Below are 26,412 nucleotides of genomic sequence, written 5' to 3' on the forward strand. Positions count from 1 at the left end.
GCGGACGAGGCGGAGGCCCGTGATCCGGGTGGATCACGGGCCTCGGGAAGCTGCGCCGGCGCGGCGTGGGGGAAGGAGCTGCGGCTCAGCCCGCCGTCGCCGCGAGCGACTGCCGGGCGATCTCCAGCTCCTCGTCCGTGGGGATCACGAGCACCGCGACGGGCGACCCCTCGGGGCTCACGTACCGGGGCTCGGAGGAGATGAGCTCGTTGCGGTCGTCGTCGATCGCGATGCCCATGAACTCCAGTCCCGCCAGCGACCGGCGGCGGACGAGCGGGTTGTTCTCGCCGACGCCGGCCGTGAACACGACCGCGTCGACGCCGCCGAGCTGCGCCGCGTACGCGCCCACGTAGTGGCGGATCCGGTGCCGGTACACGCCGAGGGCCGTCTGCGCTGCCTCGTCGCCGTCCGCGGCGGCGCGCTGCACGTCGCGCATGTCGCCGAGGCCCGTGAGGCCGAGCAGCCCGCTCCTCCGGTTGAGCAGGGTCTCGAGCTCGTCGAGGCCGAGGTCGGTGTGCCGGGCGAGGTGGAACAGGATCGCGGGGTCGATGTCGCCGGAGCGGGTCCCCATCACGAGGCCCTCGAGCGGCGTGAGGCCCATGGAGGTGTCGATGGAGCGGCCGCCCTGCACGGCGGCCGCCGAGGCGCCGTTCCCGAGGTGCAGCACGATGATCCGCGTCTCCTCGAGCGGCTTCCCGAGGAGTCGGGCGGCGGCCTCGGAGACGTACTTGTGGCTCGTGCCGTGGAACCCGTAGCGGCGGATGCGGTGCGCGGCCGCGAGCTCCCGGTCGATCGCGTACGTGTACGCCTCGGCCGGCAGGGTCTGGTGGAAGGCGGTGTCGAACACGGCCACGTGCGGGACGTCGGGGAAGGCGGTCTGCGCCGCCTCGATCCCCTGCAGCGCGCCCGGGTTGTGCAGCGGTGCCAGCGCGGAGAGGTCGTCGATGTCGGCCTTCACCCGGTCGGTGACCACGGTCGGCTCCACGAACACGTCCCCGCCGTGCACGACCCGGTGGCCGACCGCGACCGGCGGCTCCTCGTCGAGCGACGGTCCGTGCTCCGCGAAGGCGTCGAGCATGGCCTGGAACCCGGCCGTGTGGTCGGCGATGGGCAGCTCGCGCTCCCAGGAGCCGCCGCCGGCCCGGTGCCGGGTGGACCCGGCGTCCTCGCCGATGCGCTCGACGAGTCCCGAGGCGAGCACGGTCTCCGTGCCCATCTCGATGAGCTGGTACTTGAAGGACGACGAACCGGAGTTGACGACGAGGACGACGGGCACGGTGTTCTCCTGACGGGGGCGGCGGATGCGGGGCGGACGGGGCGAGCGGGGACGGGGCGGACGGGCGCTCAGCCCGCGTCGATCCCCTCGGCCTGGATGGCGGTGATGGCGACGGTGTTGACGATGTCCTGCACGAGCGCCCCGCGGGACAGGTCGTTGATGGGCTTCCGGAGGCCCTGCAGCACGGGTCCGATCGCGACGGCGCCGGCGGACCGCTGCACCGCCTTGTACGTGTTGTTGCCGGTGTTGAGGTCCGGGAAGATGAACACCGTCGCCCGGCCGGCGACCTGGGAGTCGGGCATCTTCGTGGCCGCGACGGCCGCGTCCGCCGCCGCGTCGTACTGGATGGGCCCCTCGACCGCGAGGTCGGGCCGCAGCTCCCGCACCCGGGCGGTGGCCTGGCGGACCTTCTCCACGTCGGCGCCGGCGCCGGACTCCCCGTCGAGTAGGAGAGCATCGCGATCCGCGGCTCGATGCCGAACTGGGCGGCGGTCGCGGCGGAGGAGATGGCGATGTCGGCGAGCTGGTCGGCCGTCGGGTCCGGGTTCACGGCGCAGTCGCCGTAGACGAGGACGCGGTCGGCGAGCGCCATGAGGAACACGCTCGAGACGACGGAGACGCCGTCGGTGGTCTTGATGATCTCGAAGCCCGGGCGGATGGTGTGCGCGGTGGTGTGCGCGGCACCCGAGACCATGCCGTCGGCGAGGCCGAGCTGCACCATCATCGTGCCGAAGTAGGAGACGTCGGTGACGGTCTCGCGCGCGATGTCGAGCACCATGCCCTTGTGGGCGCGCAGGCGCACGTACTCCTCGGCGAAGCGCTCGCGGAGGACGGCGTCGAACGGGCTGAGGACGGTGGCGCGGCCGATGTCGATGCCGAGCCCGATGGCCCGCGAGCGCACCTCGATCTCCTCGCCGAGGATCGTCACGTCGGCGATGCCGCGGCTGAGGATGGTGCCCGCGGCGCGGAGGACCCGGTCGTCGGTGCCCTCGGGCAGCACGATGCGCTTGCCCGCCTTCCGCGCGCGCTCGATGAGGCCGAACTCGAACATGAGCGGAGTGACCACGTCGGAGCGGCTGACGTCGAGGAGCTCGAGAAGGCGCGAGGTGTCCACGTGCTGCTCGAACGCGGCGAGCGCGATGTCCATCTTCCGGGCGGACTCGGGCGAGAGCCGGCCGCGGGTCTGCGTGATGCGCTTGGCCGTCTCGTAGGTGCCGAGCTCGGTGGAGATGATGGGCAGGGTCTGGTCGAGGCCCGAGACGAGGGTCTCGATGGTGGGCGACAGGGCGAAGCCGCCGTTGAGGACGATCCCCGCCACCGTGGGGAAGGTCTCCGAGGCGTGCGCGGTGAGGACGCCGAGGAGCACCTCGCTGCGGTCGCCGGGGATCACGACGATCGCGCCCTCGGTGAGGCGGGCGAGCACGTTCTCCATCGACATGGCGGACACCACGACGCCGAGCGCCTCGCGGCTGAGGAGGGCCGCGTCGCCCTTCACCAGCGTGCCGTCGACCGCGTCGAGGAGCTCCGCGACCGTCGGGGCCACGAGGAAGGCGTCCTCCGGGATCGCCCACACGGGCACGTGCGGGGTGCGCGCCTGGAGGGAGGCGGGGATCGCGGCGGGGATGGCGGCCGTGATGGCGTCGAGCTGGTCCGGGTCGGCGCGGTTGACGACGATCCCGAGGAGTCCCGCGTGCGCGGTGACGAGCTCCGGGACGGCGAGGTCGGCGATCTGGCGCATCTCGTCGGGGCTGCGGCCGCCGGACTCGTCGGAGCGGCGCCCGGTGAGCACCAGCAGCACGGGCGCGCCGAGGTTCGCGGCGATCCGCGCGTTGAACGACAGCTCGGTGGGGCTGCCGACGTCGGTGTAGTCGCTGCCGACGATGACGACCGCGTCGCACTTCGCCTCGACGGCCTTGTAGCGCTCGACGATGCGGGAGAGGGCGGCCTCGGGGTCCGCGTGCACGTCGTCGTAGGTGACGCCCACGCACTCGTCGTAGTCGAGGTCGACCCCGTCGTGCGAGAGAAGCGCCTCGAGCACGTAGTCGCGCTCCACGATGGAGCGGGCGATGGGCCGGAACACGCCCACCCGCTGGATCTGGTGGGTGAGGGTGTCGAGCACGCCCAGCGCGACCGTCGACTTGCCCGAGTGCCCTTCGGCGGACGTGATGTAGATGCTCCGAGCCATGCCCGCAAGCCTATGGGCGTCGCCTGCACGGCGGCCGGACGGATCCTGGGCCGCGCGCGACCTGCGGAACGCATCAGGGAGCGTTAAAGGAAGAAGACCCCTCGCGCACCTGCCAGAGCCCGGCTGCCCTTGCTGCGTCTCCGCCCTGGGGGAGTTCACCTGGATGGCACCACGCGAGGAGCCGACACCGAGTGTACCCGACCGGGCGGGCCCTCCGGTCGAGCGTGCCGTGGTCCCCGCCGCGCCCAGCGGCCGGTCACGGAGCAGCGTACCGTGGACCCATGCGCATAGTCATCGCAACGGCGGACACGGCCAGATCGCCCGCCTGCTCGAACGACGCCTCGCCGACGCGGGCCACCAGCCCGTCGGCATCGTCCGCAACCCCGACCACTCCGCCGACCTCGCCGAGGCCGGCGCGGAGGCCCTCGTGCTCGACCTGGAGGAGAGCGGCGTCGAGGCGGTCGCGGAGGCGCTCCAGGGTGCCGACGCCGTGGTCTTCGCCGCGGGCGGCGAGACCGACTCGGGCCCCGAGCGGAAGCTCACCATCGACCGGGACGGCGCGATCCTGCTCGCCGACGCCGCCGAGCGCGCCGGGGTCGGCCGCTACGTGATGATCTCGGCCATGGCGGTCGACGGGTTCGACCCCGACAGCGACGACACCTACGAGATCTACCAGCGCGCCAAGTCGGAGGCGGACGCCGACCTCCGCGCCCGGGACCTCGACTGGACCATCGTCCGCCCCGGCGGCCTCACCGACGACCCCGGCACCGGCCTGATCCAGGTCGGCACCTCCAGCGGGCCGGGGCACCATCCCCCGCGCCGACGTCGCGGAGATCGTGGCGACCGCCCTCATCGACGGCACGGGCGTGCGCGTGCAGTTCGAGGCGGTCTCGGGCGAGGAGCCCGTCGCCGAGGCCATCGCGGGCCTCCGCTACTAGCGGTCGCGACCGGCGCACCAGCGCCCGTCCGGATGGCGGTCCCCTCCTCCCCGGAGGGGGCCGTCATCCGCTTCCGGGCTGCTGAGGCACCCGGGTCGTGCCGCGGTCGACCTCGCCGGCCCGACGGCACCCGAAGCCGTCGTCGGCCCGCGCGTCGCCGCACGAGTGCGCCGGAGCGCACCGTCCGGAGCATCCCCATGCCCGGACATGTGGAACACGCTCGGAGCGGCATCCCATGTCCCCCACAGTGCGGACTACTTATTTCCGTGACGCATCCGATCAGTAAGCGTCGGTCCGCCTGGCCTGATCCCCGTATTCCGGCGAGTATGGGAACTCAGGGTCCGCGCAGCCTCGGGGGATGCGGCGCGTTCCACCGCTCTTCCGCGACGGGGGTCACATGAAGCAGATGACGCACACCTACCCACGGGCGAGCGCACGACCGGCCAGCACCTCCGCCGGACGGGGCAGTCGCGCGCGCGACCTGGAGACCCTCGAGCGCTGGCTCGTCGCGGGCACCAGCGCCGTCGTCACCGGCAGCGTCGGCTCGGGTCGGAGCCACGTCGCCGGCCGCGTCGCCGACGCCCTCACCCGGGCGGGCCTCACCGTGATCCGCGCCCACGCGTCCACGCCCGACCTCGCGGAGGTCCTCCGCCGGGTCATCGACCAGGTCCCCGGCATCCGCGCACCGCGTCCGCTGCCGGCCGCCCGCCCCGTCGTCGTGATCGACGACGCCCACCTCATGCCCGCCGACCTCCGCGCCGCGCTCGTGGACGCACGCGCGCGCGAGCGCTGCACCCTCCTCGTCACCGTCGACGACACGGGCAGCGACGCCCGCCGCCCGCAGCCGCGACGCCGAGGCCGGCGGGGACGCCGCCACGCGCACCGCCCAGGCCGCCGCCGAGGTCCTCGGGCTCTGGCGGAACGGGTACGCCGAGCGCCTCGACCTCGCCCCGCTCGACACGGCCGAGGTCGACGCCATGGTCGACTCCCTCGCGGGCTCGGTCGCGCTCGACAAGGCCACGCGGGTGCAGATCCAGCGCCGCAGCGCCGGCCGCCCGTTCCTCGTCCGCGAGCTGACCTTCGAGGCGCTGGAGGCGGACGGCAGCGCCCGCACCGTCACCGGCTACGCGTTCCCGAGCCCGCACGCGCCGCGCGCCCGCATCCTCGAGCTGGTGTCGTCGCGCGTGTCGATGCTCGGCGACGACGAGCGCAGCACGCTCATCCTGCTGGCCCGGCTGGACGGCGTGCCCTACCAGCGGGCCGCCCGCCTGTTCGGCGAGACCGTGCTCCGGGTGCTCGGCGCGCGCGGCCTCGCGCGGGTCCAGGGACAGGGCGACATGATCCTCCGCGCCGACCTGCTGGAGGCCGAGGCGGCCCTCGCCCGCACCGATCCCGACGCCGTCGACGTGCTCACCTGCCGAGTCGTCCGCGCGCTCATGCAGGAGGCGGCCAACGGCGTGCCGCTCAGCCCCAAGGAGAGCCTGCTGATCGCGCGCACGCTCACCGAGTCCGGACGGCGCGAGGCGGCGGACCGCTTCGGCGCCCCGCTCCTCGCCGCCGTGCACCTGGTGGCGGCCCGGCTCGCGAACGACGTGGGCATGACCCACGACGCGCTCGCGTTCGCGGACATCGCCGCCGAGGGGGGATCGCCCGCGTACGCGGCCTGCGAGACCGCGCGCGCGCTCGTGGTCCTCGGCAACCCCGGACGCGCCATGGACCTCCTCGAGGCGCTGGACCAGACGGGGCTCACGCCCGCCGAGCGCGTCGAGGTGCTCCCGGTGGCGCGTGCTCACCACCCGCGCCGCCCTCCCGGGCACCGAGCGCATGCGCCGCGTGCTGGAGGGCCTCGCCCACGGTCAGGACCCCCAGGACGACGACGACGTGCGCGCCCAGGCCGCGGTGATCGGTGCCGTCATGTCGCTCGGCACCATGGAGTGGGAGGCGGCGCTGACGGCCGGACGGACGGCCGGAGCGCTCGCCGCGAACCCGCGCGTCCGCATCCGCGCGCAGCGCGCGGTCGTCCTGGCGCTCGGCCACCTCGGCCGCGGGGCGGAGCTCGGCGAGGAGATCGACGCGGGCCTCCGGCTCGTGTCCACCCGGTCCGCCTGCCGCCGGCACCTACGACGACATCCTGCTCGAGGAGGCGCGCCTCGAGCTGCTCTCGGCGAGCGCGTTCAGCCGGCGCCTGTGCCGCCTCGACCTCCCCGACCTCGAGCGGGAGCTCGACACGTGGGTGGAGTCGGCGATCGCGCAGGACGCGCAGTGGTTCATCCCCGTCCTCGGGGCCATCACGGGCGGCGTCGCCCTCGACCTCGGGCGGCTGGACCGCGCCGAGGCCGAGCTGAGCATCGCCGACGACCGGCTCATCGGCCCCGACACGGGCACGTGGCGGCTGTGGATCGGCATGCAGCGCGCCCGCGTGCTGGCGTTGCGCGGCCGCACCGACGAGGCCGAGCGCATCGCCGCGGACATCGCCCACCGAGCCGATCCGCGGTACCCGTACCAGCGGCTGCTCGCCGAGGGCGTGCGGGTGGAGATCATCGCCGCGCGCGGCCGGCCCGACGAGGCCGCCGCCCTGCTCCTCGACCTGGGCGAGCTGAGCGGGGACGCGTACGCGCTGCGCGCCGGCATCCTGTTCCGGGCCTGGATGCTCGGATCCACCGAACCGCGGCTCCTCGACGGCGCCCGCCGGGTGCGGGACCGCACGGACGTGCCCGCGCTGCACGGGATGGCCGAGGTCGTGGAGGGATCCCGCACGGGCGACGCCGCACTCGTCGAGCAGGGGCTCCGCACGCTCGAGGAGGCGGGCCTGCACCAGGAGGCCCGCACCGCCGGCGAGGAGCTGCTGCGCATGCTCGCGAGCGAGGAGTCCGGACCGGCCCTCGCCGCCGCGCGGGCGGCGCTCGCGCGGATCCAGGCCCGCATCGACCGCGGCACGCCGGCCGCCGCGACGGCGTCCGCGACCCCCACCCTCGACGTGAGCATGCTGACGCGGCGGGAGCTCGAGATCGGCGTCCTCGCGGCGCAGGGCCTCAGCAACCGGGAGATCGCCGGACGGCTGTTCCTCTCCGTCCGCACCGTCGAGTCGCACCTCTACCAGGCGCGCGCGAAGCTCGGCGCGCCCTCGCGTCGCGCCCTCGCGGGGCTCCTCGACACACCGGGTGCATCGAGGCTGCTCTCGGGCAGGTAGTATCGACGGGTGCCGCCGCGCGTTCCTGACGCCGACGGCACGCGTCATGGAGGATTCGCCTAGTGGCCTATGGCGCACGCTTGGAAAGCGTGTTGGGTGAAAGCCCTCAGGGGTTCGAATCCCCTATCCTCCGCCAGACGAGATGAGAGCCCCGACGGACCCCGGTCCGGCGGGGCTCTCGTCGTCGCGGGGCGCGAGACGACCGCGAGGCCCGTCCCTGCGCGGATCGCGCCCGGTTGTACCCCGACCGGGCGCAGCTGTCCCCATCGCGCCCACGGCGCGTCGAGGCGCGCGCACCTAGGCTGGATGGGTCGTCCCTCCCGCGTCGCGGGCGCCACCGCCCGCGACGGGCGGCGTGCCGGGCGGCCACGGGCGCGAGGACGGCGCCGGACGACGACCGGAGGCGACGTGCACCACGACGGCGATCCGGCCCCTCCGCCCCTCCTGCTCCCGTCCGACGGCGTCAGCACCCTCATCCGCCCCCGCCGCGCCCTCCTGCGCCAGGTCGGCCTCGCGACGCTGGCGCTCGTCGTGCCGCTCGGCGCCGCCCTCCTGGTGCTCGCGATCCCGACCGGCAACGCGGCGGCGGTGATCCTCGGCGTCGCCGTTGTCGTGCTGCTCGGATCCCTCCTCGCCGTGCTCTACCTCACCTCCTACGTGCGCATCACCCTCGCCACGGGCGACGTGGAGTCGCGCTTCCTGGGGCGCCGCACGCGCGTGGCCCGCACCGCCGTGCACGGCCTCCTCGTGGTGCACGTCTACCAGGGCCTGACCCTCGACACGCAGCCGCGCCTGTTCGTCACCGACGTCGACGGACGCCTCCTCCTCCGCCTCAGCGGCCACGTGTACGACCTCCTGACCATGCGCTCGATGGCGGCCGGGCTCGACATCCCGCTCATCGAGCAGGCGAAGGTGCTGACGATGGCGGAGCTGCGCGGCAGCCGACGCGGGATCCTGCCCTGGTACGAGCGGTCCCGCATCTCGCTCGCCGCGGTGCTCGTGCTCCTCGGCGTCGGCGCGATCGGCGCCGTCGTGGGCATCATGGCGCTCACGGGCGTCCCGCTCTCCATCCGCCTCTGATGCGTCCCGCTGAGGACCCGGAGCTCGCGTCGATCCTGGCGCGCTGGCGGCTCGTGGAGGACGGCCCCGTCCTCCGGACGCCCAGCAGCGTGATCGCCCCGTCCGCCGCGACGGCGTCCGCCTGGTGCTCAAGGTGCCCTCGGTCGAGGAGGAGCGCCGGGGCGGCCGCCTCATGGCCGCCTGGGCCGGGCGCGGTGCCGCGCCGGTGCGGGAGGCGGACCCCGACGGCACCCTGCTCATGGCGCGCTCGGACGACCCCGGGATCCTCGTGCGCGAGGCGTCCGCGAGCGGTCCGGACGCGAGCGGGGCGGGCGCGGACGCGCGCGACGACCGGGCGACGCGGATCCTCGCACGCGCCGCCGTGCGGCTCCACGGGATCCCGCTCGATGCGCGGACCGTCGCCGACGCCGTGCCGCTCGACGTCTGGTTCCGCGCGCTCCTCGCCCCGGTCCGCCCGCTGCCGCGGTCCCTGGACCGCGGCGCCGGGATCGCCCGGGAGCTCCTCGCCGGATCCGGCTCCCACCCCCGGGCGGTGCTGCACGGCGACGTGCACCACGGCAACGTGCTGCGGTTCCCCGGGGAGGGCGCGGACACCGGGGACGGCGCGGATTCCGCGGACGGCGACGCAGGATCGTGGCGCGCGATCGACCCCAAGGCGCTCCTCGGCGACCCCGGCTTCGACACGGCGAACATCCTCTGCAACCCGACCCCCGGGATCGCCCTGCGTCCGGGCCGGCTCGCCCGTCGCGCCCGTGTGGTGGCGGAGGAGACGGCGGACCTCGACGCCGTGCTCGCGTGGACGGAGGCGTGGTGCGCCCTCAGCGCCGCCTGGGACGCGGCCTCGCCCGCGCAGGCCGCCCGGGTGGAGGCGCTGGGCCTCATCGGCGCCGCGGCCCGGAGCGCACGCCGCGGACGCGGGCGCGCAACGGACGGCACGGCCGCCGGCGTCCCGCCGTCGGCCTGACGACGGGCTCGACCTCGGGCTCCCGGTCACGGCGACCGCGGCCGCCGGCGTCCGCCGTGCGCCCGCCACGGCCCCCAGCGCGCGCTCGAACGGGCCGCGCCCGAGGATCCGCGTCCAGAGCAGGCACAGCACGACCGTGACCGCGACGAACGCGAGGTAGGCGCCGTCGTCCGCGATGAGGTCGCCCTCGGGAGCGAGCAGGTCGATGGCGACGATGTGCACGGCGTACACGGTCAGCGCGAGCTGCCCCACCGCCTCGAGCGGCACCAGCACGACGGGCAGGAGGGCGGCGATGCGGAGGCACAGGCCGATGACCGCGATCGCGGTCCCGCCGGAGCCCACCACCTCGAACGGCGACCCCTCGTGCGGCGTCGTCGAGAGGATGTACTCCCAGCCCGGGGGCGGCGCGGGCACGGCCGCCTCGAGGAGCGCGGAGCCGCCGTACGCGAGCACGGCGAGGCCCGCCCCGACCGTCACGAGCAGCAGCTGCACGCGGGCCGACCCGAGCGCGAGCCGCCCGATGCCGAGGCCCGCGACGGCGAACACCACCCACGTGAGCGCCGGGTAGTGGCCCGTGACGACCAGCAGCACGAACGGGTCCGGCCGCATGAGCGAGCCGTCGAAGTGGATGGTGAGAGCGGTCGTGAGCACCGGCAGCGCCACGGCGCCGGCGGCGGCGAGCGCCAGCAGCCGCGACGCGCGCCACCGTAAAAGCGGCAGCACCGCGACGAAGAGGACGGCGTAGACCTCGAGGATGACGGCCACGTACGTCTGCAGGGACGCGAGCAGGCCGCCGAGGAGGAACAGGCACGCCGCGCGCACCAGGATCCGCAGCCGCACGCGCGCGAGGTCGCCGCCCGACGCCGGCCGCTCCCGTCCCGACATGAGCGCGATGGACACGCCCGCGAGCGTCGCGAAGAGGATGGACGACCGGCCGTCGGTGACGGCGAGCCAGGACGCGGGATCCGCCAGGTCGAGCGTGCGCGGCAGCGCGACGTGCGCCGCCATCATCCCGAGGACCGCGAGCCCCCGGGCCGCGTCGATGCCGCGGAGTCGGGCCGGGTCGCGGACGGGGCTCATGGCCTCACCCTACCCAGCGCGTCCGGGGGCCCCGACGGCGTCAGCTGGTGAGCGCCGGCACCGTCCGCGGCTGCACGATGAGCCACATCGCGAGGATCGACACGACCGCGCAGGCGCCCATGACGGACGCCATCGGCACGCCCGAGGTGATGCCGAGGACGCCGACGATGGGCGAGATCGCGCCCGCCAGGCCGAAGTTCACCGCGCCGAGCAGCGACGCCGCCGTGCCGGCCTCGTGGCCGTGGTTCACGAGCCCGAGGACCTGCACGCAGGGGAAGCCGAAGCCGCAGGCGAGGATGAAGAAGAACAGCGGGATGAGCGTGCCGAGGAGGCCGGCGTCGGTGAAGGTCCCGAGCAGGACGATGGCGGCGCTCGCCGCGAACTGCACGACGACGACGCCCGCCAGGATCCACTGCGGGCCGACGAGCTTCGTCATGCGCGCGGCGACCTGGTTGCCGATGACGATGCCCAGCGAGTTCACGCCGAAGAGGATGCCGAACTGCTGCGCGTCGAACCCGTAGACGTCCTGGAACAGGAACGACGAGCTGGAGAGGTAGGAGAACAGGCCCGCGAACTGCATGCCGCCGATGATGGCGACGCCGACGAACACGCGGTCGCGGAGCACGTTCCGGTAGCGGCGCAGCAGCGCGCCCTTCTCCTCCTTCACGACCTCCTCGCGGGGCAGCGTCTCCACGATGAGGAAGACCACGGCGACGACGACCAGCACGCCGTACGCGGCGAGCGCGTAGAACACGCCCCGCCAGTCGACGATGCGGAGCAGCTGCGAGCCGATGACCGGGGCGAGGATCGGCGCGAGCCCGGTGACGAGGGCGAGGCGCGAGAGCATCCGGACGAGGGGCCGGCCGCCGAAGAGGTCGCGCACCATCGCCATGGCGACCACGGCGCCGGCCGCGGCGCCCGCGCCCTGCAGCACGCGGAAGACGAGGAGCATGGTCACGTCCGTGGAGAGCGCTGCGCCGAGCGACGCGAGGATGTGGCCGCTCGAGGCGACGATGAGGGGCAGGCGGCGGCCCACGCGGTCGCTCCACGGGCCGACGACGAGCTGGCCGAGCGCGAAGCCCACAGTCGTGCCGGTGAGGGTCAGCTGGATCGCCGCGTCCGAGACGCCGAACTCGTCTTTGAGCACCGGGAACGCCGGCAGGTACAGGTCGATCGTGAACGGCCCGAGGCCCACGAGGGCGCCGAGCACGAGGATGTAGACGATGCGCTCCCGGCGGGAGAGCGCGTCGCCGGGGTGGATGACGGCAGACGACACGGAGGCGTTCCTTCGATGGGGCGTGGTGCACTCCTCGCCGGAGGGCGGTGTGCGGGGGCGGACACGAGCCGCCTGGAGGTCCAACTTCCGCTCCCCCGGCTTATTCCCAGGTGGAAGAATTTCGTTCCTCAGCCGCGGAGGGCCGCGACCACGCGCTCCACGTCGTCCTCATCGTTCCAGACGTGGAAGGCGATGCGCGCGCGCCCCGCCCGCCGGACGCGACGATCCAGGCCGCCCAGGCGCGCCAGGTCGGCGCCGTCCGCGTCGGGCCAGGTGACGATCGCCTGGCCGCGCTCCTCGATGCCGAGGCCCCGGCTCACCAGGTCGCCCAGCTCGGCGTTGCGACGGTGGACCGCGTCGAGGTCGAGGCGGGCGAAGAGCGCGATGGCCGGGGCGGCACCCACCCAGGCGCCGAAGGCGGGCGACACGTCGAACGCGCGCGCGTCCTCGGCGAGCGCCATCGCCGGCCCGTAGCAGGACGCCCACACGTCGGCTCCCGCGTACCAGTTGGCCTGGACGGGGACGAGGGTGCGGCGGTAGCGGTCGGACAGCGTGAGGAAGGCCGCGCCCGGGGTGCGCACAGCCACTTGTAGGCGTGGCAGGCGGTCGCGTCGAAGAGGCTCGCGTCGACGGGCATGGCACCCGCGGCCTGCGTGGTGTCGCAGAGCGTGAAGGCGCCGTTCACCCGGGCCGCCTCCCGGATCGCGGCGACGTCGGCGACCCGGCCGTCCGCCGACTGCACGAGCGAGAACGCGACCAGGTGCGTGCGCGGGCCGATGCTCGTCGCCAGCTCCTCGAGCGGCACGTGCCGGACGACGACGCCGCGCGCCTCGGCGACGACGAACGGGTAGGTGAGCGAGCTGAAGTCGCCGGTGACGCAGAGCACCTCGGCGCCCGCGGGCACGGCGGCGGCGAGCACGCTGACGAAGGAGGCGGTCTGCGAGCCGACGGCGACGGATCCCACGGGCACGCCCACGAGAGACGCGTACGACGCGCGCACCCCCTCGACGATCCCGCCGTACCCGTGCGCGGTCGACCTGCCGGCCGACCACGTGCCGAGGTCGGCGCGCAGGCGCTCGACGGTCTCGCGCGTGGGGAGCCCCATGGTGCAGGCGGAGAGGTAGCCGGGCCCGGCCTCGAACAGGTCGCGGAGGTCCGCGGGCACCGGCGCGGCGCCCGTGTCGGCGGGCGCGGGGTCGGGGGTCGGGATCCGGGAGGCCATGCTCCCAGCGTGACGAGGCCGGGAGCGTCGAGCAAGCCCCCGCCGGGCATGCGTCCCATAAGCGCTCGTTATGCTCCTTTCATGACGGATGCCCGATCGACGGCCCGCGACCTCGACTCCACCGCGCTCGCGGCGGTGCACGCGCTCGCGGTGCGCGGCTCGATCACCGCCGCCGCGGCCGCCCTGGGCGTCAGCCAGCCCGCGCTCTCCCAGACGCTGCGCCGCCTCGAGGCGCGGATCGGCGTCCCCGTCACGGCGCGATCCGGCCGCGGCGTGGTCCTCACGGAGGCGGGTCGGGTGCTCTCCCGCCACGCGGAGACCGTCGTGCACGCCATCGACGCGGCCGCCGACGAGCTCGACGACCTCCGCGGCCTCCGGGCGGGCACCGTGCGCGTCGCGGCGTTCCCCTCGGCGTCGTCGACGGTCGTGCCGCGGCTGCTCGGCGGCCTCGCCGCGGCGCACCCCGGGCTCGGCTTCGGGTACCTGGAGGCCGAGCCGCCCGAGGCCGTCGCGGCGATCCGCGCCCGGGAGGCCGACGTCGCCGTGACCTTCGCGTACCCGGGCGACCCCGACGACCCGGCCGCGGGCGCCCTCGACGGCCTGGAGGCGCTCCCCCTCTGGCGCGAGACGCTCTGGGCCGTGCTCCCCGAGGCGCGGGCGCTCCGGCACCGCGGCCCGCTCGCGCTCCGCGACCTCGCGGACGACCGGTGGATCGCGGGCTGCGTGCGCTGCCGCCGCCACCTGGTGAGCGCGTGCGCACGCAGCGGCTTCGCGCCGGAGACCTCCTTCGAGACCGACAACGCGGCGGCCGCCGTCGGCATGGTGCAGGCGGGGCTCGGGGTCGCCCTCCTGCCGTCGCTCGCGCTCGCGACCGCGCCGCTCCCCCGCGGCGTCGTCCGGCGTCGCGTCGCGGGCGTCGGCGAGCGCGTCGTGCACGTCGTGACGGCACCGGGAGGATCCGGCTCGCCGGCCGTGCGGGCCGCCGTGACGGCCCTCACCCGGCTCCGGGTGGGCGACTGGGAGCTCCGCCGGGCCTGAGGCGCGGGCGCGGAACCGGTCCGCACCGGCGTCCGGGCCGCTGCGACTGGCCTTCTGTCGGTGGTCGTCCGTAATGTCTGAGGGGTCTGCCTCCGGTGTCCTCCGGCGGCACCCTGACGCAGAGGAACGGTGACGGATGTCGGACGAGCACGGCGACGAGCTCCAGGACGAGCTGCAGGACGAGGTGCAGGCCTCGGGCGGCTCCACCGAGCGGCTTAACCGCCACCTGCAGCGCAGCCACTCCGAGCAGGCCCGGTACCTCTCCGCCTACTTCGGCTGGAGCCTGCTGGGCGACTCGATCCGGGCGCAGGGCGTCACCGTGGCCATGTTCGTGGAGGACCTGGCCGACAGCATGCTGGCGCTCGGCTGGCTCGACGGCTCGGGCATCATCTGGGACAGGGTGCCGGTCGACGCGGACCGGGCCGTCGAGCTGGTGCGCCGCCACCAGATGGAGCAGGGCTGGATGGCGCCCGGCACCGAGTGATGACCCGACCCTCCGTGCGCGCTGTGCGTGCGCCGACCGCCGCATCGGCGTCCGACGACGGGAGTAGCGTCCGAGGGGATCAGGCCGTCGGGGGACGAGCTCCGCGCACGGCCAGGAGGACACATGACGGACCACGACGGAGCGCTGCTCGACCGCGACATGGGACTGCTGCTCGCGGCCGCCTCCCGAGCGGTGATCTCGCTCTACCGGCCGTTGCTGAAGCCCTACCACCTGACGCATCCGCAGTACCTCGTGATGCTCGCGCTCTACGAGGAGGACCCGCGGCGGGCGGGCGACCTGAGCGAGGCGGTGCAGCTGACGCCGGGCACGCTGTCCCCGCTCTTCAAGCGCCTCGAGCTCCTCGGCTACATCACCCGGCAGCGCGACCAGGCGGACGAGCGCCGGCTGCTCATCGCCCTGACGGACCGCGGACGCGCCATCCGGACCGACCTCCTGCGCGTCGCCGACAGCGTGCGCGAGGACGTGGCGGACCGCAGCGGCACGGACTCGAGCGCGCAGGCGCGCCTGCGCAGCATGACGGAGCTGCTGCTCGACGCCTGAGGCGCAGGACCCCGGGCGCTGCGGCCCTGATCCCGCGGCCCGGATCCCGCGCCGCTCCCGCTGCCGCTCAGCGCGCGCCGTCCACCACGCGCTGCCACAGCGTGTGGTCGCTCCACGTCCCGTCGATGCGGAGGTAGGCGGGAGCGACGCCGATCGCGGTGAAGCCCGCCCGGGACAGCACCCGCTCGGACCCGCCGTTGCCCACCAGCGTCGACGCCTCCAGCCGGTGCAGCCCCGCGGCGCGCGCGATGCGCACCGCCTGCCGGGCCGCCGCGGTCGCGAGGCCCGCGCCCTGCCGCTCCCGGTCGATCCAGTAGCCGAGGCTCGCGCTGAGCGCCGCGCCGCGCTTCACGGCGAACAGGTCGCAGCGGCCGATGATCCGGTCGCCCTCGGCGATGAGGTACGGCAGGCCGGAGCCCGCCGCCCGCTCGGCGACGCGGCCCGCGAGCTGCGCCCGCTGCCCGGCCGACGTGAAGAACGCGTCGGTCCGGGCGGGCTCGAACGGGCGGAGGTGCTCCCGGTTCGCGCGGTACGCCTCCGCAAGCGCGGCGGCGTCGGTGATGCGGGCGGGCCGCATCACGACGCCGGGCGCGAGCGCCACGCGCTCGTCGGTGCCGGGCAGGGGCCCGCTCGCGCCCCGGGGCGCACGTCGCGCTCGGGGCGGGCGTCGGCGGCGGGGATGGCCCGGTCCGCGATGAACCGCGGCGTACCAGAGGGCGCTGTCCTTCGGCGTCCGCTCCTGCGTGTCGTAGTCGACGTGCACGATGCCGAACCGCTTCGAGTACCCGAAGGCCCACTCGAAGTTGTCCATGAGCGACCACACCTGGTAGCCGCGGAGGTCGACGCCGCGGGCCATCGCCCGGTGCGCCGCGGCGAAGTGGCGCGACGGGTCGTCGATCCGGTCGGCGTCGTGCACCGCGCGCACGCCGTCCTCGGCGGTCGCCTCGTCGTCGAACGCGGCGCCGTTCTCCGTCACCATGAGCGGCAGGTCGGGGAACTCCTCGTGCAGCGACACGAGCAGGTCCTCGAGGCCCTGCGGCTCGATGTTCCAGCCCATGGCCGTGTAGGGGCCCGGCTGCTCGAGGAAGTCGACGTCGTCGGTGCCGGGGAACGGCGAGGCGGCGACGTCGCCGTGGATGGAGGTGCCGCCGGCCGGCGCGGCCCCGTCGCGCATCCGCACCCGGCTGGTGTTGTAGTAGTTGACGCCCAGGAGGTCGAGCGGCTGGCGGATGAGCTCCGTGTCGCCGGGCGAGGACGAACGACCAGTCGGTGATCGCCGCGGTGTCGGCGAGCACGTCCTCCGGGTAGGCCCCGTTCAGCAGCGGGTCGAGGAACAGGCGGTTGCCCACTCCCCCGACGCGGCGCACGGCCTCCGGGCCCGTCTCGCCCTCGCCGCGGATCACGTGCAGGTTGAGCGTGATGGAGAACCGCGCGTCCTCGGGCGCCACCGCCTTGAGCGCCGCGACCGCGAGGCCGTGCGCGAGGTTGAGGTGGTGCACGGCCCGGAACGACTCCTCCGCGTCGGTGCGGCCCGGCGCGTGCACGCCGGCCGCGTAGCCGAGGTACGCGGAGCGCCACGGCTCGTCGAGCGTGGTCCAGGTGCCGATGCGGTCGCCGAGCGCCTCGCCCATGATGCGGGCGTAGTCGGCGAACGCGTACGCGGTCTCGCGGTTCGTCCAGCCGCCCTCGTCCTCGAGCGCCTGGGGCAGGTCCCAGTGGTACAGCGTCGCGATGGGCGTGATGCCGCGCGCGACGAGCCCGTCGACGAGCCGCCCGTAGAACGCCAGCCCCTCGGGGTTCGCGGGCCCGCGCCCGGTGGCCTGGATGCGCGGCCACGCGATCGAGAACCGGTACGCCTGCAGCCCGAGCGCCTGCATCATGTCGAGGTCCGACTCGAGCCGGTGGTAGTGGTCGTCCGCCACGTCGCCCCGTGTCGCCGCCCAGGACCTTGCCGGAGGTGCGGCTGAAGGAGTCCCAGATGGACTCCCCGCGGCCGCCCTCGTGCGCCGCGCCCTCGATCTGGTAGGCGGCCGTCGCGGATCCGAACAGGAAGCCCCGGCGGGGAACTCCAGGCCCGTGCCCCCGGTCGTCGGGGGCGGCCGGCTGCGGCAGCTGGGGTGTGCGTGGGTCATGGTGGGGCCGAGGTGGCCTTTCCGTCGGTGAGGCTGGTGAGGGGCCCGCCGTGCAGGCGCACGCGCAGCGGACACGTCGGGATCGGCCGTGACCTCGACGCCATCCTGGCCGTGCACGACGCGCACGTCCACCCGCCGCCCGGTGGTGGGGCTCGTCGACGCGGGTGGTGCGCGTGCCGGTGCCACCCGGGTGGATCGTGACGATCAGCCCGTCGAGGTGGTCGTGGTGGGGCCGGTCGACGCGCTCGGTCGTCGCCAGCACGGCGCCCTCGCGCACCCACACGGGCAGGCTCATCACGTCGTGGACCTCGCGGTGCCAGCCGCCGCCGGTGCCGGACCTCGCCCGTGAGCAGGTTCGTCCAGGTGCCGGCGGGCAGGTGGTACTCGACCTCGCCGTCGGCGCGGAACACGGGCGCGACGGGCGGGTCCGGGCCGAGCATGTACTGCCGGTCCAGGTGCTCGACGGCCGGGTCCCCGGGGAACTCCAGCTGCATGGGCCGCATGAACGGGACGCCCGTCTCGTGCGCCTCGATGCCCACCTGGTGCAGGTACGGCATCAGGCTGAGCTTCAGGCGCGAGAAGGCGCGCGTCACGTCGACGGCCTCCTCGTCGAAGGCCCACGGCACGCGGTAGCTGGTGGATCCGTGCAGGCGCGAGTGGCTGCTCATCATGCCGAACGCGACCCAGCGCTTGAACACCTCCGGATCGGGCGTGCCCTCGAAGCCGCCGATGTGGTGGGCTCCAGAAGCCGAAGCCGCTGAACGCGAGCGACAGGCCGCCGCGCCAGGGTCTCCGCCATCGACTCGAAGGAGGAGGAGTTGTCGCCGCCCCAGTGCACCGGCATGCGCTGCCCGCCCGTGGTGGCGCTGCGGGCGAAGAGCACGGCGTCGCCCTCGCCGCGGTGCTCCTCGAGCACCTCGAAGACGGCCTGGTTGTAGAGCTGCGTGTACCAGTTGTGCATGGCCTCGGGGGCGGTGCCGTCGGCCCAGACGACGTCGAGCGGGATCCGCTCGCCGAAGTCGGTCTTGAGCGCGTCGACGCCCTGGTCGAGGAGGCCGCGGAGCTTGTCCTGGAACCATCGGGTCGCGGCGGGGCTCGTGAAGTCGACGAGCGCCATGCCGGCCTGCCGCATGTCCGGCTGCCAGACGCTGCCGTCGGGCCGGCGCACGAGGTGCCCGAGGGCGCGCGCCTCCTCGAACAGCACCGAGCGCTGCGCGATGTACGGGTTGATCCACGCGCTCACGTGCAGCCCCCGGTCGTGCAGGCGCGCGAGCATGCCCTCGGGGTCGGGGAACACGCGGGCGTCCCAGACGAGGTCCGTCCAGGTGAACTCGCGCATCCAGAAGCAGTCGAAGTGGAACACCGACATGGGCAGGTCGCGCTCGCGCATGCCCTCGATGAAGCGGGTGACCGTCTCCTCGTCGTACTGGGTGGTGAACGAGGTGGAGAGCCACAGGCCGTAGGACCAGGCGGGGACCCGCGCGGGGCGGCCGGTGAGCGCGGTGTAGCGCGCGAGCACGTCCTTCGGCGTGGGGCCGTCGAAGACGAGGTACTCGATGGCCTCCCCCGCGGTGCTGAACTGCACGCGCTCCACGGTCTCGCTGCCCACCTCGAACGACACGTGCTCGGACTGGTTCACCAGCACGCCGTAGCCGCGGTTCGTGAGGTAGAACGGGATGCTCTTGTACGACTGCTCGCTCGAGGTGCCGCCGTCGGCGTTCCAGACGTCGACCGACTGGCCGTTCTTGATGAGCGGCCCGAACCGCTCGCCGAGGCCGTAGACGAGCTCGCCCACGCCGAGGCTCAGCTGCTCGTGCACGTACGTCCGCGACGGCGCGAGGCCCGTGGTGGTGATGCCCGCCGTGCCCGTGGGCTCGGCCGCGACCGGGGCGCCCTCAGTCGAGGGTCATGTAGCCCACCGACTTGTGGCCGCTGGAGGTGAGCACGCGCCACGCCCGACTCGAAGGTCAGGTCCCAGGGCGCGCCCATCGTGATGCGCGCGGTGAGGGAGCCCGTGGTGAGCGTGCCGCCGGTCTCGTCCGCGTGCGCGACGCCGGATCCCTCGACCGCGCCCGCCAGGTCGAACCCGGGCGACGGAGGTGCCGCCGCGGTGGTGCTGAATCCGCACGCGCACCACGCCCTCGCGGGGCGAGGGGATCGTGGCCGTGGAGCAGCGGCCGGTTGAGCTGTGGTCGCGCGCCCCCTGGATGCGCTTGGTGGGCGGGTGCGCCGGGCAGCTGGGCTGGCCGGCGGCCTCGACGTCGATACGCCTCCTGGGCGTACTGCGCGTCGACGCCCAGGCCTCGTCTGCCAGAACCCGTCGGTGAACCTCATCGTGCGTCCTCTCGGATGACGGCGACGGCGCCTGCCGTCACGCGGCTGCCGGCCGCCGTGCGCTCGCCGGTGACGAGGTCAAGCCCGTCGACGTCGAGCCGCAGGTCGCGGTCGGTGTGGTTGATGGCGAACAGCCAGGACGCGTCGTCGCCGACGCGCCGGACCAGCTCGAGCCCCGCCTCGGCCGGAGGCGACCGGGGCGATGCCCGCGCGTCCGACGAGGTCGTCGACGAGGGCGCCCCGCGCGCTCGCGGTCCAGGTGGGTGGAGACGTAGGTCGCGGTGCCGCGGCCGCGGCGGGCGCGGGTCACAGGCGGGCAGGCCCGCGAGGTCGCCGGAGGCGTACGACGCCACGACCTCCGCGTCGTCGGCGCCGGAGGCGCTCCGTCCAGATGCGGACGCGGCCGGGCGGGATCCAGCAGCACCTCCTCGTCCGCGAGCAGCGGGGCGGGCTCCTCGACGCGGACGCCGAGGAGGTCGCGCAGGAGTCCGGGGTATCCGCCCGCGACCACCCGGTTGTGCCGGTCGACGATGCCCGAGAGGTACGTGACCGCCAGGTGGCCGCCGCCCTCGACGAAGGCGGTGAGCGACGCGGCGCCCTCGGGCGTGAGGGCGAACAGGGTCGGCGCGAGGACGACAGCTCGGCGTACCCGTCGAGGTCGTCGTCGGGGTGGAGCGCGTCGACGGCGATCCCGCGGGCGGTGAGCTCCCGGTGCAGCGTGAGCGGGGCGTCGAGCGCGGTCACGTCCACGCTGGGCTTGGGGCCGCGGCGGAGGGCGGTCCACGCGACGTGGTCCATGAGGATCGCCACCCGTGCCCGCTCGACGCGGCTGCCGGCGACCTCGCGGATCCGGCCGAGCAGCGCCCCGAGCTCCGCGACCTCCCGGTAGACGCGGGCGTCGGATCCCGCGTGCGGCGCGACGGCGGAGTGGAACTGCTCGCTCCCGCCCGTCGACTGCCGCCACTGGAAGAAGAGCGCCCCCTCCGCGCCGCGTGCGATGTGGGCGAGGCTGTTCCGGGCGAGACTCGCCGGGCGACTTGGCGCGGTTGCGCGGCTGCCAGTTGACGGCCGAGGTGCTGTGCTCGATTCGAGCCGCCAGCGGGTCGCCGTGCGCCATGCCGCGCACCCGGTCGGCGCTGAAGGACAGCTCGCCGTGCCGCTCGGGGTCGGCGGCGATCGTGTAGTGGTCGTTGGAGACGAGGTCGACCTCCTCCGCCCAGCGCCGGTAGTCCGCGAGGCCCGGGTGGTTCTGCACCATGAAGTTGGTGGTCACGGGGATCCGCGGCGTGATGCGGCGGAGCACCGCGCGCTCGGCGAGGTGGTGGCCGAGCAGCGCGTCCGACGTGTAGCGCTCGAACGCCAGCTGCAGGCCGGGGTTGTGGCTCGTGCCCGAGAAGCGGGGCGGCAGGACCTGGTCGAACGACGTGTAGCGGTGCCCCCAGAAGGCCGTGCCCCACGCCTCGACGAGGTCCTCGATCGTCGCGAAGCGGGCGCGCAGCCAGTCCTGGAAGGCCGCGGCCGTCTCGTCGCCGTAGTCGTGCGCGTTCTCGTTGCCGAGCTCGTTGCTGATGTGCCACATGCGGAGCGCCGGGTGCGTGCCGTAGCGCTCCGCCATGCGCTCCACGAGCCGCAGCGCGTAGCGGCGGAAGACGGCGGAGGCCGGCGACCACGCGAGGCGCCCGCCCTGGGCGAGCCGCACCCCGGTGTCGGTGACGCACGCGATCTCCGGGTGCGCCCGCATGAGCCAGATCGGCGGGGCCGCGGTGGGGGTCGCGAGGTTCACGCCGATGCCGCCCTCGTGCAGGAGGTCCATGATGCGGTCGAGCCAGCCCCAGTCGAACTCGCCGTCGGCGACCTCGATGAGCCCCCAGGAGAACACGCCGAGGTTCACGGAGTTGACGCCGGCGCGGCGCATCAGCTCGACGTCCTCGGCCCACACCTCCTCGGGCCACTGCTCGGGGCTGTAGTCGCCGCCGAGGGCGAAGCCTGGGGCGATGGGCGGGAACGTCGTGCCCGCGGGCAGGTCGGACGAGCGGGAGCGGATGCGTGTCATGTCTTCGCCTTCGAAGGTGGGCGGTGCGCGTGCGGCGCCGCGGGGCGGGGAGGGACGGGATGCGGGAGGTGGGGACCGGGGCGGCGGACGCGGCCGCCGCCCCGGCCCTGCCGGTCAGCCCTTGAGGCCGCCGGAGAGCAGGTCGAGCCGCCAGAAGCGCTGCAGGAACAGCATCAGCAGCACGAGCGGGATGATCGAGACCGCCGCGCCGGCGATGGCCAGCGAGTAGAGCGCCGGCGTCCCCGAGCCCTTGGACAGCAGCGTGTAGAGGCCGACCGTCAGCGGGTAGCTGTCCTGGTCGCTCAGCATCACGAACGGCAGGAGGAAGTTGTTCCAGATGCCCACGAACTGGAGCATGAACACCGTCACCATGCCGGGCAGCATCATCGGGATCGCGATGGACCGGAAGATCCGCCACTCCCCCGCGCCGTCGAGCCGCGCGGCCTCCATCGTGTCCTGCGGGATCGCCGAGGCCGCGTAGACGCGGGAGAGGTAGATCCCGAAGGGGCTGATGACGAGCGGCAGGAGCACCGCCAGGTAGCCGCCCGCGAGCCCCAGCTGCGACAGCAGCAGGTACTGCGGGATCGCCAGCGTGATGCCCGGGATGAGCACGCCGCCGAGGATCGAGTAGAAGATCAGGCTCCGCCCGCGGAACTCGTACTTGGCGAGCGCGTAGCCGCACATCGCCGAGACGACGGTGGAGAGCACGCCGCCGAGGCCCGCGTACAGCAGCGAGTTGAGGGCCCACATGCCGTACTGCCCGCCGCCGTAGGTGAACAGGTCGCGGAGGTTGTCCACGAGGCCCGTCCCCGGCGCGAACGAGAACGTCGTGAAGAGCTCGCTGCGCCCCTTCGTCGTCGCGCTGAACACCCACGCCACGGGGATGAGGCAGTAGAGCGCGCCGATGAGGAGCACGGTGGTCGGGATGACCCGGCCGGCGAGCGAGCCCTGCCGGGCCCTCCGCCGCGGCGCCGAGGAGCCGCCGCGCGTCGGCGTCCGACGCTCGGCGTCGAGCTCGGCCCGGCGCTCCGCGGTGACGGCGGTCACGAGACGGACCCCGCGGTGCGGCGGTTCGTGATCCACAGCACGAGCGCGGACACGAGCACCGTCCCGAGCGCGAGCACCACCGAGAGCGCGGCGGCGCCCGGCAGGTCGTCGGTGAGGAAGGCGTTGCGGTAGATGGTCATGAGGGGCACCCAGGTCTGGCTGATGACGTTGGTCAGCGGCTTGAGAGTGGTCGGCTCGCCGTAGAGCTGCAGCGCGCCGATGAGGGAGAAGATGCCGGTGAGCACGAGGGCGGGCACCACCAGCGGGATCTTGATGCGGAGCGCGATCTGCAGCTCTCCGGCGCCGTCGATCCGCGCGGCCTCGTAGATCTCCGCCGGCACGCCGCGCAGCGACGTGTAGATGATGATCATGTTGAAGCCGACGCCGCCCCAGATCGCGATGTTCGCGACGGAGGCGTAGATCGCGGGCTCGCCGAGGAACGGGATCGCGCCGCCGCCGAGGGCCTCGGACACGGCCGAACGGGCTCGTCCCGGGCAGGTACATGAAGCCCCAGAGGAGCGCCGCGACCACGCCGGGCACCGCGTACGGGATGAAGATCGCCGTGCGCGCGAACCGGGTCGCCCGGGCGGCGGGCACGTCGAGCATGAGCGCGAACAGCAGCGCGAGGCCGAGGGTCAGCGGCACGGAGATGATCCCGTAGATCGCGAGCCGGCCGAAGCCGGCGGTGAGCTCGGGGTCGGAGAGGACGGCCGCGTAGTTGTCGAGCCCGGCGAACACCTGCACGCGCGTGCCGAGGATGCCGCCGCCCTCGAGGCGGTAGGTCTGCAGGCTCAGCCATGCCGCGTAGACGATCGGCACGAGCATGAAGACGACGAAGAGGATCACGGCGGGCGCGGCGAACAGGTACGGCGCCACCGCACGGGGCGGCGGCGGGTGCCGCCCCGTGCGACCGGCGTGCGCCGGGGCTCGGCCGCCTGCGCGGCGGCGACGGGCGTGGTGGTCACGGGCGCCTCCGTCAGTCGGCCACGGTGAAGCCGGACTTCGTCATGTCCGCCTCCACGGTCGCCTGCACCGCGGTGAACGCGTCGCGCCACGGGGTGCCGTCGGAGATCGCCTTGTTGAGCGCGTCGGTCATGGCCGTCTCGGCGACGTTGACGTTCGGGCCCCAGGTGACCGGGATGGTGTCGGACGAGATGTCCGCGGCGATGCGGTAGTAGTCGGTCTGCTGCGGCATGAGGGCCGGCGGCGCGCTCTCGGCGGCGGCCTCCTGGCCGCTGACGGCGGCAGGGTACCCGTTCTGCACGTTCAGCACGAGCTCCGCGCCCTCGTCGCTGGCGTTCAGCCACTTGGCGAAGGCCGCAGCCTCCTCCGGGTGCTCGGAACCCTTCGTCACGATGACGCCGGATCCGCCCTGGTACGCCACGGCCGCCTCGCCGGGCGTCCACTCGGGCAGCGGGCTCATCGACCACTTCCCGATGGTGTCGGGCGCGACGCCCTCGATCACGCCGGGCGCCCAGAGCGCCGACGGCCACGACAGGAACTTGCCGGCGTTCGCCTTCGCGTTCCACTCCGGGGTGAGGATCGGGTCGGTGCTGATGAGGTCGCGGTCGGCGAGGTCCTGGAAGTAGTCGGCCACCTCGAGCGACGGCTCGTCACCGATGCCGAACGGACCAGGTGCTGCCGGAGATGTCCCACCAGGAGGCGCCGGCCTGCGTGGCGACGCCCGCGAAGAAGCCGAACTGGTCGGCGGGGATGCTCGCGATGTAGGCCTCGGGGTCGGCGTCGCGCACCTTCTGCGCGGCGTCGGCGAACTCGGCCCAGGTGGTGGGCACGGGGATGCCCCACTGCTCGAGGAGGTCGCTGCGGTAGACGAGCGCCATCGGGCCGACGTCCTGCGGGAGGGCGAAGACGTGGTCGTCGAAGGTGACCTGCTCCCAGGTGCCCTCGGTGTAGGCGTCCTGGACGTCGGCGACCTGCTCGGTGATGTCGAGCGGCACGTCGGCGACGATGAGCGACGGGAGGGTCGTGTACTCGACCGCGGACAGGTCGGGCGCGTTGCCGGCGCGGCTGGCGGTGAGCAGCTTGGCGGACGAGTCGCGCCCGCCGCCGGCGTCGGTGTACTTCACCTGCACGTCGGGGTTGGCGGCGTTCCAGGTGTCGACGAGCTCCTGCGTGTTCGGGGCCCACGACCAGAAGTCGAGGGTGACCTTCCCGCCGGCGGCGGAGTCGCCGCCCTCGGAAGCGGAGCAGCCGCCGAGGAGGAGGGCGCCGACGCTGACGGCGGCGAGCGAGGTGAGGATCCTGCGTGGGTTCATGGCTTCTTCCTTGAGGCGATGCGTCGAAGCGTTTCGACGATGGGCGTTCGGATGGGGGGTCGTGCGGTCGGGGGGATGGACGGGTCGGGCAGGTCGGGCGGTCAGGCCGCGGCGGTCGCGGGCGCCGGTGCCGGCGCCTCGCGCGCCGCGGGCGCCGCGGTGGACCCGAGCGGCCGGTACTCGGGCGGGATGAGCTCCACGTGGGGCTCGCCGCGTCCGTCGAGCCGCTCCATGAGGAGCTCGACGGCCCGCCGGCCCTGGTCCGCCGCGGGCAGCGGGATGACGTCGAGCGGCGGCACGAGGTGGTCGGTCGGGAAGCTGGAGCAGGCGGAGACGAGGGACAGGTCCTCCGGCACGCGCACGCCGCGCTCGCGCAGCAGCTCGAGCAGGATCGAGTGCACGTTCTCGTTGCAGTTGAGCACGAGGGCCGAGAGGTCGGGGAGCTCCGCGCGCACCGCGTCGAGGGCGGCGGTCACGGCCTCCCTGGTCGACTCGGTCGTGTGGAAGGCGGTCCGGATCCCCCGGGCGGCGCCCGCGGCGAGGTAGCCGTCGCGGAAGCGCGGCGCGAAGTTCGACCCGCGGTCGTAGAGGTGCTGGGAGTGGCCGAGCATTCCCACGGACTCGTGTCCCAGGTCGACGAGGCGCCCGACGGCGAGGTCGGCCGCGGCCTCGAAGTCGAGGTCGACGCAGGTGAGGCCGGCCGTCTCGTGCGGGATCCCGATGAGCGCCGAGGGCAGGTCGAGGTCGCGGAGGACGGGGACGCGCTCGTCCTCGACCGCCACGTCCATCATCACGATGCCGTCGACGAGCGAGCTCGACGCGACGCGGCGGAGGCCGGAGAGCGAGTCGTCCTGCGTGAGCAGCAGCACGTCGTAGTCGTAGGAGCGGGCGGCGGTGACCACGGCCAGCACGAACGACATGAGCGCCGGCGGGTGCGTGTCGCCGTGCATGGGCGCGGTGAGCGCGATGATGCTCGTGCGGCTCCCGGCGAGCATCCGCGCCCCCGCGTTCGGCCGGTAGCCGAGCTCCGCGACGGCCCGGTCGATGCGGGCGCGCGTGCCGGCGGTGATGGACCTCTTGCCGGAGAGCGCGTACGACACGGTGCTGATGGACACCCCGGCGACGCGCGCGACGTCGTGGATGGTGGCCATGCGGTGACTCCGTCGTCTAAGCGCTTCGATGATCCGAACGGATACCACGCTAGGTCATCGAAGCGCTTCGCACAAGATCGCATCGTGCACTCGCGCACGGCCGCCGACGATGCGGCGGCCGCGCG

20 protein-coding genes, 1 tRNA gene, 1 other RNA gene and 8 pseudogenes are annotated in these 26,412 nt (G+C 74.1%); 10 read left to right on the forward strand and 20 right to left on the reverse strand.

The window, feature by feature from the left end; translation table 11 throughout:
• Positions 1–85 precede the first annotated feature (85 nt).
• From ACZ411_RS13405 to ffs, 3 genes and pseudogenes are all read right to left on the reverse strand, one after another.
• Positions 86–1,276, reverse strand: a complete 1,191-nt coding sequence (locus ACZ411_RS13405) for an acetate/propionate family kinase (RefSeq protein WP_104290669.1) — start codon at positions 1,274–1,276, stop codon at positions 86–88.
• 68 nt (positions 1,277–1,344) lie between these two features.
• Positions 1,345–3,461 (reverse strand): annotated as a pseudogene (gene pta / locus ACZ411_RS13410) (phosphate acetyltransferase).
• A gap of 89 nt (positions 3,462–3,550) precedes the next feature.
• Positions 3,551–3,647, reverse strand: an RNA gene (gene ffs / locus ACZ411_RS13415) — signal recognition particle sRNA small type.
• A gap of 43 nt (positions 3,648–3,690) precedes the next feature.
• On the opposite strand from ffs, the gene ACZ411_RS13420 reads away from it, so the two are divergent.
• The 6 genes from ACZ411_RS13420 to ACZ411_RS13445 all read left to right on the forward strand — a co-directional run bounded on the left by ACZ411_RS13420 (position 3,691) and on the right by ACZ411_RS13445 (position 9,633).
• On the forward strand, positions 3,691–4,800 hold the full coding sequence (locus tag ACZ411_RS13420; protein WP_464171208.1) for an SDR family oxidoreductase: 1,110 nt from the start codon (positions 3,691–3,693) through the stop codon (positions 4,798–4,800).
• A 576-nt stretch (positions 4,801–5,376) separates the two neighbouring features.
• Positions 5,377–6,744 (forward strand): hypothetical protein, encoded by a 1,368-nt coding sequence (locus ACZ411_RS13425; protein WP_464171209.1) that lies wholly within the window; start codon positions 5,377–5,379, stop codon positions 6,742–6,744.
• Positions 6,633–7,589 (forward strand): helix-turn-helix transcriptional regulator, encoded by a 957-nt coding sequence (locus tag ACZ411_RS13430; RefSeq protein ID WP_464171210.1) that lies wholly within the window; start codon positions 6,633–6,635, stop codon positions 7,587–7,589. Before ACZ411_RS13425 ends, ACZ411_RS13430 begins: the two co-directional genes overlap by 112 nt.
• A 48-nt stretch (positions 7,590–7,637) precedes the next feature.
• Positions 7,638–7,725, forward strand: a tRNA-Ser gene (locus ACZ411_RS13435).
• 272 nt (positions 7,726–7,997) lie between these two features.
• Positions 7,998–8,669 carry a hypothetical protein gene (locus tag ACZ411_RS13440; protein ID WP_464171211.1) on the forward strand — a complete coding sequence of 224 codons (672 nt, stop codon included), beginning with the start codon at positions 7,998–8,000 and terminating at the stop codon, positions 8,667–8,669.
• Between the two features lie 133 nt (positions 8,670–8,802).
• Complete coding sequence (locus tag ACZ411_RS13445) at positions 8,803–9,633, forward strand: aminoglycoside phosphotransferase family protein (RefSeq protein WP_464171228.1); 831 nt, start codon at positions 8,803–8,805, stop codon at positions 9,631–9,633.
• Between the two features lie 555 nt (positions 9,634–10,188).
• Here the strand turns inward: ACZ411_RS13445 and ACZ411_RS13450 are convergent.
• The 3 genes and pseudogenes from ACZ411_RS13450 to ACZ411_RS13460 all read right to left on the reverse strand — a co-directional run.
• Positions 10,189–10,713, reverse strand: a pseudogene (locus ACZ411_RS13450) (heparan-alpha-glucosaminide N-acetyltransferase domain-containing protein); the annotation flags it as partial.
• Positions 10,714–10,753: 40 nt separating this feature from the next.
• On the reverse strand, positions 10,754–11,989 hold the full coding sequence (locus ACZ411_RS13455; RefSeq protein WP_094115289.1) for a multidrug effflux MFS transporter: 1,236 nt from the start codon (positions 11,987–11,989) through the stop codon (positions 10,754–10,756).
• A 128-nt stretch (positions 11,990–12,117) separates the two neighbouring features.
• Positions 12,118–13,211, reverse strand: a pseudogene (locus ACZ411_RS13460) (aminotransferase class V-fold PLP-dependent enzyme).
• A gap of 81 nt (positions 13,212–13,292) precedes the next feature.
• Here ACZ411_RS13460 and ACZ411_RS13465 point away from each other — a divergent pair.
• The 3 genes from ACZ411_RS13465 to ACZ411_RS13475 all read left to right on the forward strand — a co-directional run bounded on the left by ACZ411_RS13465 (position 13,293) and on the right by ACZ411_RS13475 (position 15,294).
• On the forward strand, positions 13,293–14,249 hold the full coding sequence (locus ACZ411_RS13465; RefSeq protein WP_464171212.1) for a LysR family transcriptional regulator: 957 nt from the start codon (positions 13,293–13,295) through the stop codon (positions 14,247–14,249).
• Positions 14,250–14,385: 136 nt separating this feature from the next.
• On the forward strand, positions 14,386–14,733 hold the full coding sequence (locus ACZ411_RS13470) for a hypothetical protein (protein ID WP_464171213.1): 348 nt from the start codon (positions 14,386–14,388) through the stop codon (positions 14,731–14,733).
• 123 nt (positions 14,734–14,856) lie between these two features.
• Entirely contained in the window at positions 14,857–15,294 is a 438-nt protein-coding gene (locus ACZ411_RS13475; protein WP_104290783.1) for a MarR family winged helix-turn-helix transcriptional regulator, read from the forward strand.
• Between the two features lie 67 nt (positions 15,295–15,361).
• Here ACZ411_RS13475 and ACZ411_RS13480 read toward each other — a convergent pair whose 3' ends face one another.
• The 11 genes and pseudogenes from ACZ411_RS13480 to ACZ411_RS13530 form a co-directional block, all read right to left on the reverse strand.
• Positions 15,362–16,525: a family 1 glycosylhydrolase gene (locus tag ACZ411_RS13480; RefSeq protein ID WP_464171229.1), complete on the reverse strand. Its 1,164-nt coding sequence runs from the start codon at positions 16,523–16,525 to the stop codon at positions 15,362–15,364.
• A 118-nt stretch (positions 16,526–16,643) separates the two neighbouring features.
• Positions 16,644–17,174: pseudogene (locus ACZ411_RS13485) on the reverse strand (family 1 glycosylhydrolase); the annotation flags it as partial.
• A 109-nt stretch (positions 17,175–17,283) separates the two neighbouring features.
• Positions 17,284–17,406 (reverse strand): annotated as a pseudogene (locus tag ACZ411_RS13490) (family 1 glycosylhydrolase); the annotation flags it as partial.
• Between the two features lie 16 nt (positions 17,407–17,422).
• Positions 17,423–18,124: a TIM-barrel domain-containing protein gene (locus ACZ411_RS13495; RefSeq protein ID WP_464171214.1), complete on the reverse strand. Its 702-nt coding sequence runs from the start codon at positions 18,122–18,124 to the stop codon at positions 17,423–17,425.
• Positions 18,094–19,245 (reverse strand): alpha-xylosidase, encoded by a 1,152-nt coding sequence (gene yicI, locus ACZ411_RS13500; RefSeq protein ID WP_464171215.1) that lies wholly within the window; start codon positions 19,243–19,245, stop codon positions 18,094–18,096. The genes ACZ411_RS13495 and yicI overlap by 31 nt, the downstream gene beginning before the upstream one ends.
• A gap of 511 nt (positions 19,246–19,756) precedes the next feature.
• On the reverse strand, positions 19,757–20,113 hold the full coding sequence (locus ACZ411_RS13505; RefSeq protein WP_464171230.1) for a Beta-galactosidase C-terminal domain: 357 nt from the start codon (positions 20,111–20,113) through the stop codon (positions 19,757–19,759).
• Positions 20,068–20,544, reverse strand: a pseudogene (locus ACZ411_RS13510) (beta-galactosidase trimerization domain-containing protein); the annotation flags it as partial. The gene ACZ411_RS13505 and the pseudogene ACZ411_RS13510, both read right to left, overlap by 46 nt.
• A gap of 131 nt (positions 20,545–20,675) precedes the next feature.
• A pseudogene (locus ACZ411_RS13515) lies at positions 20,676–20,759 on the reverse strand (beta-galactosidase); the annotation flags it as partial.
• A gap of 79 nt (positions 20,760–20,838) precedes the next feature.
• Positions 20,839–21,813, reverse strand: a pseudogene (locus ACZ411_RS13520) (beta-galactosidase); the annotation flags it as partial.
• 114 nt (positions 21,814–21,927) lie between these two features.
• The gene (locus tag ACZ411_RS13525; protein WP_094115281.1) at positions 21,928–22,860 is read right to left on the reverse strand and encodes a carbohydrate ABC transporter permease; all 933 of its coding nucleotides are present in this window, start codon (positions 22,858–22,860) and stop codon (positions 21,928–21,930) included.
• A complete protein-coding gene (locus ACZ411_RS13530; RefSeq protein WP_464171216.1) occupies positions 22,857–23,333 on the reverse strand; it encodes a carbohydrate ABC transporter permease in 477 nt (158 codons plus the stop codon). Before ACZ411_RS13530 ends, ACZ411_RS13525 begins: the two co-directional genes overlap by 4 nt.
• Before the next feature lie 29 nt (positions 23,334–23,362).
• On the opposite strand from ACZ411_RS13530, the gene ACZ411_RS13535 reads away from it, so the two are divergent.
• Positions 23,363–23,521, forward strand: coding sequence for a hypothetical protein (locus tag ACZ411_RS13535; protein ID WP_464171217.1), 159 nt, complete (start codon positions 23,363–23,365; stop codon positions 23,519–23,521).
• Between the two features lie 315 nt (positions 23,522–23,836).
• On the opposite strand, the gene ACZ411_RS13540 is transcribed toward ACZ411_RS13535, so the two are convergent.
• The 3 genes from ACZ411_RS13540 to ACZ411_RS13550 form a co-directional block, all read right to left on the reverse strand.
• Complete coding sequence (locus ACZ411_RS13540) at positions 23,837–24,457, reverse strand: extracellular solute-binding protein (protein ID WP_464171218.1); 621 nt, start codon at positions 24,455–24,457, stop codon at positions 23,837–23,839.
• Positions 24,458–24,473: 16 nt separating this feature from the next.
• Positions 24,474–25,136: an ABC transporter substrate-binding protein gene (locus ACZ411_RS13545; RefSeq protein ID WP_464171219.1), complete on the reverse strand. Its 663-nt coding sequence runs from the start codon at positions 25,134–25,136 to the stop codon at positions 24,474–24,476.
• A gap of 101 nt (positions 25,137–25,237) precedes the next feature.
• Positions 25,238–26,287 carry a LacI family DNA-binding transcriptional regulator gene (locus ACZ411_RS13550; protein WP_464171220.1) on the reverse strand — a complete coding sequence of 350 codons (1,050 nt, stop codon included), beginning with the start codon at positions 26,285–26,287 and terminating at the stop codon, positions 25,238–25,240.
• Positions 26,288–26,412: the final 125 nt, after the last annotated feature.

Source organism: Clavibacter sp. AC415, from assembly GCF_979252985.1.

What these genes read in the sequence shown, in the direction of transcription:
- ACZ411_RS13425 (WP_464171209.1), top strand. Translation starts at nt 5,377, where the DNA reads ATGGTCGACTCCCTCGCGGGCTCGGTCGCGCTCGACAAGGCCACGCGG.
- ACZ411_RS13465 (WP_464171212.1), top strand. Translation starts at nt 13,293, where the DNA reads ATGACGGATGCCCGATCGACGGCCCGCGACCTCGACTCCACCGCGCTC.
- ACZ411_RS13470 (WP_464171213.1), top strand. Translation starts at nt 14,386, where the DNA reads ATGTCGGACGAGCACGGCGACGAGCTCCAGGACGAGCTGCAGGACGAG.
- ACZ411_RS13475 (WP_104290783.1), top strand. Translation starts at nt 14,857, where the DNA reads ATGACGGACCACGACGGAGCGCTGCTCGACCGCGACATGGGACTGCTG.
- ACZ411_RS13535 (WP_464171217.1), top strand. Translation starts at nt 23,363, where the DNA reads ATGAAGCCCCAGAGGAGCGCCGCGACCACGCCGGGCACCGCGTACGGG.
- ACZ411_RS13545 (WP_464171219.1), bottom strand. Translation starts at nt 25,136, where the DNA reads ATGAACCCACGCAGGATCCTCACCTCGCTCGCCGCCGTCAGCGTCGGC.
- ACZ411_RS13550 (WP_464171220.1), bottom strand. Translation starts at nt 26,287, where the DNA reads ATGGCCACCATCCACGACGTCGCGCGCGTCGCCGGGGTGTCCATCAGC.